The 13,361-nt window shown below is 64.2% G+C and carries 9 protein-coding genes; 7 read left to right on the top strand and 2 right to left on the bottom strand.

What is annotated here, in order from left to right; translation table 11 throughout:
• The first annotated feature begins 49 nt into the window (after positions 1-49).
• On the top strand, positions 50-2,215 hold the full coding sequence (locus NFV80_RS15405) for a methyl-accepting chemotaxis protein (RefSeq protein WP_295330056.1): 2,166 nt from the start codon (positions 50-52) through the stop codon (positions 2,213-2,215).
• Positions 2,216-2,338: 123 nt separating this feature from the next.
• Positions 2,339-7,687: an Hpt domain-containing protein gene (locus tag NFV80_RS15400; RefSeq protein WP_296759238.1), complete on the top strand. Its 5,349-nt coding sequence runs from the start codon at positions 2,339-2,341 to the stop codon at positions 7,685-7,687.
• Here the strand turns inward: NFV80_RS15400 and NFV80_RS15395 are convergent.
• A complete protein-coding gene (locus NFV80_RS15395; protein ID WP_295330053.1) occupies positions 7,665-9,110 on the bottom strand; it encodes a deoxyribodipyrimidine photo-lyase in 1,446 nt (481 codons plus the stop codon). The two genes, NFV80_RS15400 and NFV80_RS15395, sit on opposite strands and share 23 nt — an antisense overlap.
• A 47-nt stretch (positions 9,111-9,157) precedes the next feature.
• Between NFV80_RS15395 and NFV80_RS15390 the strand changes: the two genes are divergently transcribed.
• Genes NFV80_RS15390 through NFV80_RS15370 form a run of 5 tightly spaced genes read left to right on the top strand, consistent with a single transcriptional unit; the run spans position 9,158 to position 12,908 of the window.
• A complete protein-coding gene (locus NFV80_RS15390) occupies positions 9,158-9,718 on the top strand; it encodes a YqgE/AlgH family protein (RefSeq protein ID WP_295330051.1) in 561 nt (186 codons plus the stop codon).
• The gene (gene ruvX, locus NFV80_RS15385) at positions 9,711-10,184 is read left to right on the top strand and encodes a Holliday junction resolvase RuvX (protein ID WP_295330049.1); all 474 of its coding nucleotides are present in this window, start codon (positions 9,711-9,713) and stop codon (positions 10,182-10,184) included. Before NFV80_RS15390 ends, ruvX begins: the two co-directional genes overlap by 8 nt.
• Complete coding sequence (gene pyrR, locus NFV80_RS15380; protein WP_295330047.1) at positions 10,181-10,696, top strand: bifunctional pyr operon transcriptional regulator/uracil phosphoribosyltransferase PyrR; 516 nt, start codon at positions 10,181-10,183, stop codon at positions 10,694-10,696. The genes ruvX and pyrR overlap by 4 nt, the downstream gene beginning before the upstream one ends.
• A complete protein-coding gene (locus NFV80_RS15375) occupies positions 10,689-11,648 on the top strand; it encodes an aspartate carbamoyltransferase catalytic subunit (RefSeq protein WP_295330045.1) in 960 nt (319 codons plus the stop codon). Before pyrR ends, NFV80_RS15375 begins: the two co-directional genes overlap by 8 nt.
• Positions 11,649-11,651: 3 nt before the next feature.
• Entirely contained in the window at positions 11,652-12,908 is a 1,257-nt protein-coding gene (locus NFV80_RS15370; RefSeq protein WP_295330043.1) for a dihydroorotase, read from the top strand.
• 53 nt (positions 12,909-12,961) lie between these two features.
• Here NFV80_RS15370 and NFV80_RS15365 read toward each other — a convergent pair whose 3' ends face one another.
• Complete coding sequence (locus NFV80_RS15365; RefSeq protein WP_295330041.1) at positions 12,962-13,252, bottom strand: DUF167 domain-containing protein; 291 nt, start codon at positions 13,250-13,252, stop codon at positions 12,962-12,964.
• Positions 13,253-13,361: the final 109 nt, after the last annotated feature.

Here is a 13,361-nt window from a genome sequence, read left to right as displayed (position 1 = left end):
TCAATGACGGTGCCTGACATCGTCGAGAATGTGTAACCGGAGGAGCAACATGAAGTTCACACCCAAGCTACCCGCTTTCTTGTCCCGGATACGCGCTGCGGCCAGCGAGGCTCTTTCCTCTCGCGCTGCGACCGATGGCGAAGCGGCGGTGAGCAGGAGAAAGTTTTCGTATTCGCCTGCACTGTGGAAGCAGCTTCCGGTAGCCAAACAGTTGCAGATGCTGGGAGGCAGCCTGTTGCTGGTGATGCTGGTGATTGCCATCGTGGTCTATCGCGATGACCGCCAGTCGAGCTACAACACGGCCTACATCGCTACTGCCGGAGAAATGCGCATGCTTTCGCAGCGCTTGGCAAAGGCGTCGAGCCTGGCTCTGCTCGGCGATGCCGTCGCCTTCCGGCAACTCAGGGAGTCGCGTGATGGTTTCGCCAGCAACCTCGACAAACTGACCAATGGTGGTGAGCTGGCGGGTACTCAGGTGCCGCCTTCTCCGGACAGTGTGCAGCCGCAGTTGCAGGCACTGACCCAGACATGGGAGAAGACCGACAAGAACGCGTCGCGCGTTCTCGAAATGGAGAAAAACCTGATCTCGCTCGGCAAGGACGTCAACCTGATCAACGACAAGAATCCGCAGTTGCTCGAACTGTCGGAACAGATCGCCGCGCTCAAGTTGCAGGGTGCAAGCAGCGTCCGCGAGATTGCCGCCGCCAACCTCCTGGTGATGCTGACCCAGCGGATCGCCAAGAACGCCAGCGCACTTCTGTTGGGCGACGCGATCGACCCGGAAATCGCCTTCCTGCTTGGCAAGGATACCAACACCTTTCGCGACACCATCCAGTCGCTGACCAAGGGTAGCGAGACGCTGCGCATTGCTCCGACGACGGACCCCGACACCCGGCAGAAACTCAATGAACTCGACGCCAGCTTTGGCGAGTATCGCACCGCCGTCGGCGGCATCCTCGGCAACATGCAGAAACTGATCATCGCCAAGCAGGCCGGCTCACAGATTTTCCGCGACAGCGAAGAATTGCTCGGCGCCACCTTCCAGTTGGCACAGGCGTATCAGGGTGGCTTCATGCAACGAACCGCCTACGCCATATCGCTGCTGGTGCTGATTCTCCTGGCAGTCGCGCTGGTGGTTCTGCTGGGAAGGACCTACCTTGCAGAGAGCAAGCGTCAGACCGAACAGGCCGATAAGCGCCGCCAGGAAACCGAACTGGTCAACCGCCAGAATCAGGATGCCATTCTGCGCCTGATGAATGAACTCGGCGACCTCGCCGACGGCGACCTGACGGTAACGGCAACGGTTTCCGAAGACATTACCGGCGCCATCGCCGACTCGATCAATTACACGATCGAAGAGTTGCGCGTGCTCGTCGGCCGCATCAACGATGCAGCTGGACGCGTCACCCTGGCGACCGAGATCGCCCAGCATACGTCCGCCGAACTGCTCGCGGCAGCAGAGCGACAGGCGGCCGAAATCCGGGGAGCTGGCCATTCGGCACTGGCGATGGCCAGCTCGATGACCAATGTGTCGAGTGAGGCGAAACAGTCGGCGACCGTCGCACGCCAATCGCTGGCAGCTGCCAGCAAGGGCGCACAGGCCGTGGAAGACTCGATCAAGGGCATGAACAAGATTCGCGAGCAGATTCAGGAAACCTCGAAGCGGATCAAGCGTCTCGGTGAATCGTCACAGGAGATTGGCGAAATCGTCGAGCTGATTTCAGACATCACCGAACAGACCAACGTGCTGGCGCTCAATGCCGCCATTCAGGCGGCTTCGGCCGGCGAGGCCGGGCGCGGCTTTACGGTCGTCGCCGAGGAAGTGCAACGCCTGGCCGAACGGTCGGGCGAAGCGACCAAGCAGATCGGGGCGATCGTCAGGACGATCCAGACCGACACCCAGGACACAATTTCGGCAATGGAGGAGTCTACCCGTGGCGTGGTCGATGGCGCCCAGCTTTCGGATGCAGCAGGCAAGGCACTGGCCGAGATCGGGGAGGTCTCCCGGACGCTGACGGCGTTGATCGAAAACATCTCCGGGGCAACCCGCCAGGCCGCCGAATCGGCAACCAAGGTGGCACGCAAGATGCAGGAAATCCTGCTGGTAACCGGACAGACGACCGCCGGCACGCAAAAGACGGCAACCGCGATCGGCGAACTCGCGGGCCTGGCCACCGAGCTGAGAGGTTCCGTTGCCGGGTTCAAGGTTTCCTGAGAACCGCCACAGGGATCGTGGTGAGCAGGGGGTGCCAGGCGTGAGCAGTGGCAAATCGGCCACGCAATAGAAACTCGTTCGCTGCCGGCAAGCCCGGAGACTGGATTGGAGAGACTGTCCCAGATGAATGCCCCGACGGACTTCGACATCGGCCCACTCACCTGGGTCAAGAGCGAGATCGACCTGGCGCTCGAGCGCAGCGACAAGGCATTGCAGCAGTTTACCGAGAGTGCAGTCGACGGTAACGGCGATCTCACCCAAATCAGGTTCTGCCGGACGCATCTGCACCAGGTGCAAGGTGCGCTGACGATCGTCGGGCTCGACGGCGTGACGCACTTTGCCGAAGCGCTGGAGCTTCTGCTTGAGTCGATCGAGCAGCAGCAAAGTCCTGCCAAGCCGGCGTCGATCGTCCTTGCCCAGGACGCCCTGGCCGCACTGCACCATTACTTGGACGATCTGATCCGCGGCCAGCCAAATCAGCCGCTTCGCCTGCTGCCGCTTTACCGTCGGGTGCAGGCGGCGCGCGGTCTGGAACGTGTCCCGCCGACTGACCTCTTCTTCCCGGACCTCAGCATACTCCCGCCAAACCACGGGGAGCCCGTGCCGAAGAGGACTCGGGAGGAACTTGCACATCGCCTGCGCCAGCAGCGAGCGCGTTTTCAGCGTGGACTGCTGGCATGGTTGCGCGCGCCTGGAGACGGCGTCGGAGCATCCGAAATGCTCGGTGCCGTGAAGCGCATCGAGGCAGTGCAGGAGATCCCCTCGGCGCGCGCCTTCTGGTGGGTGGCCACCGCCTTCCTGGCTGCGCTGGGTGAAGGCACACTGCCGCCAGACGCCGAGGCACGGCAGTTGTGCAGCCGCATCGACCTGCAGGCACGTCGTCTTCTCGAAGGTTCGAGCAATGTCGCCGAGCGTCTGATGCGCGACGCCTTGTATCTGGTTGGCAGTGCCAACAGTCGCGACAGTCGGGTACTCCAGGTACAGGAAACGTATCACCTGGCGACGTTGATTCCGGATGCGGCGGGCGCCCACGGCGCGCCTGCGGTGGCGGTCGAGTCTGTCCGGCGGCGCTTGCGCGAAGCGATCTCGGCGAGCGAAGAAGCCTGGAACCGATTCTGCTCGGGAATGGCGCAGGCGCTTCCGGTATTCCGGGCAAACACCGCCGCACTGTCCACCCTCGTCGAGGAACTCGGCCATGCGGACTTTCGCCGCCTGGTGCGGGCGATCACCGACGTCGCCGAACTGCTCGTGCAATCCCCGGCTCGCCACAACGATGCGCTGGCCATGGAAACGGCCACAGCCATCCTGCTCGCCCAGAACGCGCAGGAAAACATCCAGTACCTGGATCAGAGCTTTTCCCACCAGGTCGACGTGATGGTCGACCGGATCCGGGCGTGCATCGCAGGAGAGCTTCCGCAACCGGGATCCGAACTCCCTTCGCTCGACGAGATGTCGCGCGAGGCGCAGGAAAAGCTGCTCGTAGGCCAGGTCGCCAGGGAAATCAAGAGCAACCTGGCGCAGATCGAGCAGGTACTCGACGGTTTCTTTCGCGAAGTCGAGCGGCGCGGCGAACTGAGCAGCCTGGAGATTCCGGTACGACAGGTCGTCGGCGCGCTCACCATGATGCGCCACGATGGTGCGGTTGCCGTTCTCCGCCAGTGTGCCAAGAAAATCGAGGCTTTCTCGCTGCCGGAGTACGTGCCGCAGGACGGCGATTTCGAAGCGGTTGCGGAACAACTGTCGTTGCTCGGCTTCTTCGTCGATGCGATACCGCAAGGGGCGACCGATTTCGAGAATTTCGTCCGCAGCATGCGCGCCAGCACGGCACCGGCGCATGCCGACGAAACGGCTGCGGCCACGGTCGAACAGGAACTGGAGCAACAAAAGCGCGACACGCACGCACTGCTGGTCGCGCTCAAGGAACAGCCGGAACATGCCGGTCTGCGCCAGGAAGTGCAGCAGAATCTGACCTCGCTGCAAAAGGATGCCGACCTCGTGGCCGACAAGACGCTCGGCCAGCAAACCAAGCATGTGCTCTCGGCGCTGGCATCGGGTGGCGACGCGGTCGAGCAGATCGACGCAGCGATGGCAACGCTCAAGCTGCAGGTACCCGAGGCCCCGCCACCCTCGGCGGAAACCATCCAGCTCTCGCAAGCGAGTGCCGAAGAAGTCGACGCAGAACTGCTGGAAATCTTTCTCCAGGAAGCCGACGAGGTGCTTGCCAGCGTACAGGCGAACCTGCTCCTGCTGCACGAACAGCCGCATGATGTAGCGCTGCTCACCGCGCTCCGTCGTTCCGCCCACACCCTCAAGGGTAGCGGCCGCATGGTCGGGCTTCGCGACCTCGGCGAAGCGGCGTGGTCGGTCGAGCAGGTGCTCAACCTCTGGCTGCGGCAGGAACAGGTGGTCACACCCGAGCTCTTCGATTTGCTGGAACAGGCCTATGGCGTATTCTTCGCGTGGGTCGAGCACCTGAAGAGCGGTCAGGGCGAGTTGCCCGATGCGACGCGCATGGTCGCTCTTGCCAACGCGCTGCGCGACGGCAGCGAAGCCGCCCAGCCCTTGCCGCTGATCATCGAGGCAAAGGCAGTGCCGGCTGTCGAAATCGCGGAGGCCCCCGAGCTCCCCGAAGAAACCGAGCTCGCCTCGCCATCCGCGAAAGCGCCAGCGACTGGACTGACGCCCCCGACACGCCTTTCCCTCGCGCCCGCACTGGCCGCGATTTTCCACGGCGAGGCCGGCACCCACCTGGCCACGCTGCAGCGAGAGTTTTCCAGCCTGGAGGCCGACCACGCCGCCCCGACCACGCACGAAATCTACCGTGCCGCCCACACCCTCGCCGGCATCTCGGGAACGGTCGGCATTCCAGCGGTACAGGCGCTCGCGCACGCGCTCGAATGCGCGCTTCAGCGGCGCGATCACGGCGCGCGCCGCGAAGACGCGGACGCCTTGGCGACGGTCGGGGCGACGATCGCTGCGCTCGCCCGCATGCTTGCCGAAGTGGCTCGCGAGGATGAGCCGGAAGCGGCCCCCGAACTGTGCGAAGCCCTCGACAAGTTGTACCCGAAGGCGGCAGCCGAGCCGCCGCCAGCGCCGCCCAGCGCCGGCCCACAGAAAGGGACGGCAAGGGAGGTCGGCACGCCGGCACCAAGTCCGGCGGTTGCCGCGCCCGAGATATCGCAACTGCAGGACGAGCTCGACGAACAATTGCTGCCACTGTTTATCGAGGAAGCACTCGATCTCAATCAGAGCATTGCTGCGCAGTTGCACTCCTGGCGCAACGACCCCGCCGACGGCGAGGCACCCCGCCGCCTGGCGCGCCTTTTTCACTCGCTCAAGGGCAGCGCACGCATGGCCGGCGCGATGAATCTCGGCGAGCTCACGCATGCCATCGAGACGCGCATGCAGCAGGCACAGGACGCGGGCAGCGCGCCACTGCAACTGATCGACGACATCGACAATGCTTTCGACGTGATCGTGCAAATCGTGGAGGGACTGCAGCGAGGTGAAGCGGCGGAGTCGACGATCGAGATCGCGGACGCTGCGGCGACTGAAATTGCGTCAGCGGGCACGCCCCAGCCGGCACCGGGAATTCCGTCGACTCAGGCCGAGGCGCCGGAACCGGAAACCGAAGCGGCCGCACAACGGGCCATGCTGCGCGTGCGCGCCGACCTGATCGACCGGCTGGTCAACGAAGCCGGCGAGCTGTCGATTGCCCGTTCGCGGATCGAAGGCGAGATGCGGGCGATCAAGGAATCGCTGCTTGACCTGACCGAAAACGTCATCCGTTTGCGTCGACAGCTGCGCGACATCGAATTGCAGGCCGAACTGCAGATGCAGTCGCGCGCCGGACAAAGCGCCGAACAGCACGTTGATTTCGATCCGCTGGAATTCGACCGCTTCACCCGCTTCCAGGAATTGACGCGGATGATGGCTGAATCGGTCAACGACGTGGCGACCGTCCAACAGAACCTGCTCAAGAATCTGGACGATGCCAACGCCGCGATCGTCGCGCAGGCGCGCCTCAACCGTGAGGTGCAGCAGGAACTGATGTCGGTGCGCATGGTGCCGTTCGGCAGCGTGGTCGATCGGCTCTATCGGATCGTTCGGCAGGCGGCCAAGGAGGTTGGCAAGCGAGCCAACCTCGAAATTCGTGGCGCCCAACTGGAACTCGACCGAACGGTTCTCGACAAGATGCTGGCGCCGCTGGAACACATGCTGCGCAACGCCGTCGCACATGGCCTCGAAGACACGTCCACCCGTCTCGCCAAGGGCAAGCCGGAAATCGGCGAGATATCGCTGAAGCTGGCGCAGGAGGGCAACGAGATCATCGTCTCGCTCGCCGACGACGGTGCCGGTCTCGACCTCGAACGGCTGCGCGAACGCGGTCTGGAAGCGGGTCTGCTGACGGCCGATGCGGCGATCGACCCGACGCGTGTCGTCGATCTGATTTTCGCCCCGGGAATCTCGACCGCTGCCGAAGTTTCACAACTGTCCGGGCGCGGGATCGGGATGGATGTTCTCAAGAGCGAAGTCACCAGCCTCGGCGGGCGCATCGAAGTCTTGTCCAGCCCCGACCAGGGGACGACCTTCCGCCTGTATCTGCCGCTCACGCTGGCGGTGACGAAGGCGCTGCTGGTCCGCTCCGGCAAGCGACACTACGCGATCCCGTCGGTCATGATCGCGCAGGTGCTCGACCTCAAGGAACCGGCACTGGCGGATATCCGCGCGGCCAGGGAAGCGGTGTGGGCGGGAAACCCATACCCGTTCGGCTACCTGCCGCACCTTCTCGGCGAGACGCAGGCGTTGCCAGAGAAACGTTCGCGCTACTGGGTCCTTCTGCTGCGCAGCGGCAGCAAGCGAATCGCGCTGCAGGTCGACGAACTGCTGGGTAACCAGGAAATCGTCGTCAAGAATATCGGCCCACAGCTCGCCCGGGTGATCGGTATCGACGGTGCAACCGTCCTCGGCAATGGTCAGGTCGTGCTGATCCTGAACCCGATTGCCTTGGCCAGTCGCGATCGCATGGCGGCCGCCGTGTCGCCAGTACCCACCGTACGCGAACCGCAGGTGAGCGACAGTGTCACTGGCGCAGTGCCGACGATCATGATCGTCGATGACTCGCTGACCGTGCGCAAAGTCACCAGTCGCCTGCTGGCGCGCGAAGGTTACCAGGTGATGGCCGCAAAGGATGGCGTAGACGCCCTCGAACAACTGGTGGCGCTGGTCCCCGACGTACTGCTGGTCGACATTGAAATGCCGCGCATGGACGGTTTCGAGTTCACCCGCAACGTGCGCGCCGACAAGCGCCTGCAGTCCATTCCGATCATCATGATCACCTCGCGCACTGCCGACAAACACCGTCAGTACGCCTTCGAACTGGGCGTCAACCACTACCTCGGCAAACCCTACCAGGAAGATGAACTGCTCGGCCTGGTCGCCGGGCACGTCAAGGAACAGCGCCAGACCTGACGACCGCGTAGCGTTGCAGCGTTCGCTGCCGTGCCTGGGTGTGGTCGACCAGTGGCGCCGGCGTGTGTTCGCCGATGCGCACGCCACAGGCCGCCTGCTCGGCTGGACTCATCCGCCACGGAGCGTGCAGGAAGCGGTCGGGAACCATCGCCAGCTCCGGCAGATAACGGCGAATGAACTTGCCGGCCGGGTCGAAGCGCTGCGACTGCGTCACCGGATTGAAGATTCGGAAGTACGGCTGTGCATCACAACCAGAAGACGCCGCCCACTGCCAGCCGCCGTTGTTGGCCGCGAGATCGAAGTCATTGAGCTGACGCGCAAAGTATGCTTCCCCGCGGCGCCAGTCGATACCCAGATCCTTGCTCAGAAAGGAAGCCGTCAGCATACGCAGGCGATTGTGCAGGTAGCCAGTGCCATTGAGCTGACGCATTCCCGCGTCGACCAGAGGATAACCGGTGCGCCCGTCGCACCAGGCGGCAAAGGCGGCGTCCGCCTGCGCCCCCTGCTCCCAGACGATGGCGTCGTACGCCGGCTTGAACGAGCGTTCGCAGACATGCGCAAAGTGGTCGAGAATCATGAAGTAGAAGTCGCGCCAGATCAGTTCGGAGAGCCACGCCGCGGCCCCCTCGCCACCCATGCGCAAGGCACCGGCGGCGATCGCCTGCGACACCAGCTCGCGAATCGAGACGGTGCCGAATCGCAGATGCACGGAGAGGCAGGAGACACCCTGCAGCGCAGGGTAGTCGCGTTGTTGGTGGTAGAGGGCAATCCGTCCGAGAAAATCGGCCAGTCGCCGCCGCCCGCCGGACATTCCGGGTTCGATCCCGAGCGCTCGCAGATCGCTCGCGGCAAAACCGATCTCCGCCAGCGTCGGCACGCCGGTAATCGCCGGCGCCACCAGGCGGGCCCCGCTACCGTCGTGCGGCAGCCAGTCGTCCTCGCCGAGACGCCTGAGCCAGGCGCTGCGATACGGGGTGAACACGCTGTGCGGCCGACCAGCCTGGGTCAACACTTCGACATCGTCGAAAATGACCTGATCCTTGAACGACTCGAACGCAATTCCGTCGGCCTGCAATGCCGTCCGGACGCGGGCGTCACGCTGCTTGGCCTGCGGTTCGTAGTCGCGATTGGCGAACACCGCGGTCACTCCGAGTTCCCTCGCCAGCCGCGGGATCTCGCTGATTGCCCAGCCATGGCGGACGATCAGTGCGCCGCCACGCGCCCGCAAGGCCCGGTCGAGTTCGACGAGTGACTCGCGAATGAAGTCGACGCGACGATCGACCCGCCACTCGAGCGCATCGAGAATTTCACGGTCAAAGACGAAAGCGCAATAAACGCGGCGTCCTCGCCGCAGCGCCGTGCAAAGCGCCGCGTGATCAAAATCACGCAGGTCGCGCCGAAACCAGACAAGAATCGAATCCATCGCCGATTACCTTTGTGTCGGCCGCCACCGCCGATTAGAATATATCCATGCAAAGCATCAACCTGACCGACCATTTTCTCATTGCCATGCCGGCATTGGTCGATTCCTATTTTTCGAAGACGCTGGTCTACGTCGCCGAGCACAATGATCGCGGTGCGCTTGGGGTAATCGTCAATCGTCCGATCGACATGAGCCTTGGAACGCTCTTCGAGAAAATCGACGTTCCCTTGCAGGCCCAAGGCTTTGCCAACCTGCCGGTGCTCTTCGGTGGGCCGGTGCAGACCGATCGTGGCTTCGTCCTCCATCGTCCGGTCGGACATTGGCAATCGACGCTGGTGATCAACGCCGAGATCGGTCTCACCAGTTCACGCGACATCCTGCAGGCTGTGGCGCGCAGTGGCCAACCCCGCGATGTGCTGGTGACGCTTGGCTATGCGGGCTGGGCAGGAGGCCAACTTGAACACGAATTGGCACAGAACGCGTGGCTGACCGTACCTGCCGAAATCGGCATCCTGTTCGAACTGCCCTACGAGGAGAGACTCGCATCGGCACTCGATCTGCTTGGCGTGAACCTCGCCAACCTTGCCGATGCCGCTGGCCATGCCTGAGCCCGCCGGCACGGGCACCGTCCTCGCATTCGATTTCGGCGAAAAGCGCATCGGCGTCGCCGTTGGCGAGTGGCAACTGGCACAGGCCCATCCTCTCACCACCCTGCACGGTCAGTCGGCGCAGCAGCGCTTTGCGGCGATAGCCGCGCTGATCCGCGAATGGCAGCCCACAGCCCTGGTGGTCGGCCGGCCGGTGGCACTAGACGGCACGGCAACCGCCATGACCGCGCACTGCACTCGTTTCGCCAACCAGCTGCGCGGCCGCTTCGGCCTGCGCGTCGATTTTGCCGAGGAGCGTCTTTCCTCGGTCGACGCCGAGGATCGATTGCGTGCCGCCGGCCACGACAGTCGCAGCGCAAGGCGGAACCTTGACGCCGTCGCCGCACAACTGATCCTGCAGAGCCATTTCGCAGCGCATGCACCAGCAACCCTCCCTCCCACCGATTGCAGCCGGACACCGAGATGAGCAGCGAGCCCGCGATTGATCTCCCCGACGCCGATGCCCAGTGCGCGCAACTGGCCGAATTGATCCGACCACGGCTGCAGGAGGATACGGTCCTGGTCGGAATCCACAGCGGGGGCGCCTGGGTTGCAAGGCGCCTGCGGGAACTGCTCGGCCTCCACGCGGAAATCGGTCTGATCGACGTCTCGTTCTATCGCGACGATTACGGCGCAAGAGGTCTGCGCGCCCGGGTCAGGCCAAGCTCGATTCCGTTCGATGTCGAAGGTCGACCGCTGATCCTCGTCGATGACGTGCTGTATACCGGCCGCACCACGCGCGCGGCGATCAACGAACTCTTTGACTATGGTCGCCCGGCGAGCATCCAGTTGGCCGTACTCGCCGATCGCGGCCGTCGGCAGTTGCCGATCTGCGCCGACTTCTGCCCGTGGCGGGTCGATCTCGATCCATCACAGGAACTGGTGCTTTCGGCGGACGCCAACGGTCGCCTGCAGTGGAGCCTCGCGGCAAATGCATAATCCACAGCTCAACACCAACGGTGAGCTGACCCATCTGCTGTCGATCGATGGGTTGCCGCGCGCCGTGATCAACCACATCCTCGATACGGCGTCGAGCTTTCTCAAGGTTTCCCACCGGGATGTGAAGAAGGTGCCCTTGCTGCGCGGAAAGAGCGTGTTCAATGTTTTCTTCGAGAATTCCACGCGCACCCGGACCACTTTCGAGATCGCTGCCAAGCGCCTTTCCGCCGACGTGATCAACCTCGACGTGACGCGCTCCTCGACCGCCAAGGGCGAGACGCTGCTCGATACGGTAGACAACCTGGTCGCCATGCACGCCGACATGTTCGTCGTCCGACACGCGGCCAGTGGCGCGCCACACCTGATCGCCGACCACCTGCGCCGGCTCGGCCGCAACGACGTGCATGTGGTCAATGCCGGCGACGGCAGCCACGCGCATCCGACGCAAGGCCTGCTCGACATGTATACCATCCGTCACTTCAAGCAGGATTTCTCCAATCTGTCGGTGGCCATCGTCGGCGACATCCTGCATTCGCGCGTTGCGCGCTCCGACATCCACGCGCTGACCACTCTCGGTGCCGCCGAGGTGCGGGCTGTTGGCCCGCAGACGCTGTTGCCGACGGCAATCGAGAAAATGGGCGTGCGCGTCTGCCACGACTTGGCAAGCGGCCTGCGCGATTGCGACGTGGTGATCATGCTGCGCCTGCAGAACGAGAGGATGAACGGCGCCCTGCTCCCTTCGGCACGCGAATACTTCCGCTGTTACGGGCTGACCCCTGCGATGCTGGCGCTCGCCAAACCCGACTGCATCGTCATGCACCCGGGGCCAATGAATCGTGGCGTCGAGATCGATTCGGATGTGGCCGACGGCACACAGGCGGTGATCCTGCCGCAGGTCACCTTCGGCATCGCGGTGCGCATGGCGGTCATGGGAATTCTGGCAGGAAACTGAGCAATGAGTGAGCAAGCCCTGCAAATCAGCAATGCCCGACTGATCGACCCGGACAGCCGACTCGACGGCCACCACGAGCTGTACATCAGTGACGGACGAATTGTCGGCATTGGCCAGCCGCCACCCGGATTTTCCGCCCAGCGCCGGATCGACGCCGGCGGGTTGATCGCCTGTCCGGGCCTGGTCGATCTTTCCACGCGACTCGGCGGCATCGAGCCCGAACTTGGCGCAGCGGTTGCGGGCGGCGTAACTTCCCTGGCCTGTCCACCGGACACCAAGCCGCCGCTCGACGAACCTGGGCTCGTCGAACGCCTGGTTCGGCGCAGCGCGACTCTGGGCCTGGCACGGGTCTACCCGATCGGAGCGCTGACGCAGCAACTGGGAGGCGAAAGGCTCGCCGAGATGAACAGCCTGGCGCGCGCCGGCTGCATCGCTTTCTCGCAGGCCAGGAATCCGGTCGTGGACACGCAGTTGCTGCTTCGTGCGATGCAATACGCCGCGACGTTTGGCTACGCGGTACGACTGCGGCCACAGGATCGGTTTCTCGCGCGTGACGGCGTCGCACACGATGGTGAGGTCGCATCGAGACTCGGTCTCGCCGGCATTCCGGTGGCCGCCGAGACCGTCGCCATCGCCACGGCGCTGCAACTCGCCGCGCACACCGGCGTTCGCCTGCACCTGTCGCGCCTCTCGTCCGCCGCTGGCGTCGCACTGATTCGGGCAGCTCGGCAGTCGGGCGTACAGGTCAGCTGCGACATCGCGATCCATCATCTGCACCTGTCCGAAATGGACATTGGCTTTTTCGACAGCAACGCTCGCTTCGACCCGCCATTGCGCTCGGTAAGCGATCGCAATGCGCTGCGCGCCGCGGTTCGCGATGGTTTGGCGGCGATCTGCTCGGACCATACGCCGGTCGACGCCGACGGGAAGCAACTGCCGTTTGCCGACGCGCTGCCGGGAGCGACCGGCCTCGAACTGTTGCTGCCTCTGACCCTGCACTGGGCCGCTCAGGAGAAGCTGCCGCTGTCGCTGGCGCTGGCGCGCATCACCTGCGACCCGGCAGCGATACTCGGCATCGAGGCAGGCTCGCTGGCGGTCGGCCGCGCGGCCGATCTCTGCCTATTCGACCCGGACGAGTCCTGGCGCGTCACGCCGGAATCCCTGCGCAGCCAAGGGAAGAACACGCCGTTCCTGGGCCAAGAGATGTGCGGCCGGGTGCGCATCACCCTGGTCGGCGGGAGGGTCGTCTTCTCCGCCTGAAGTCGGGGCGATGCATGGGCGTGGGATTGCCACCGTTCTGCTCGCGCAACGACTCATTGGACCAGCAGGCGCCGCACCTCGTCGACCGATGCGCCAGATACCAGCAACAGCTTTTGCCGGGAAGTCTGGCCGCTACGGAGTTCGACCGACCCTCTTGGCAAGCCCAGTCGCTCGGCGACGAACGCCAGCAGCGCGGCGTTGGCCCTGCCCTCCGTCGCCGGCGCCGCAAGGCGGATCTTCAACGCATCACCGTGCAGGCCAGCCACTTCGCTGCGCTTGGCGCCCGGCTGGGCATGCACGTAGAGCCCGACCCTGCCATCGAGTTGGCGCAGCCAGTCACCCATGGCTCAAAGGCGGCGAAGGAACCAACCGGGCCAGAGGATCGGCAGTGCTGCTGACTCGCTGCCCCACGGCCGCCGGTACGCCCGCAAATGGCGCCACCGATCCTTGCCC

Source organism: Accumulibacter sp. (assembly GCF_023806565.1).
Lineage (GTDB): Bacteria > Pseudomonadota > Gammaproteobacteria > Burkholderiales > Rhodocyclaceae > Accumulibacter.
The sequence above is the reverse complement of the archived record's forward strand: the minus strand, read 5'-3'. Positions and strand labels throughout refer to the sequence as shown.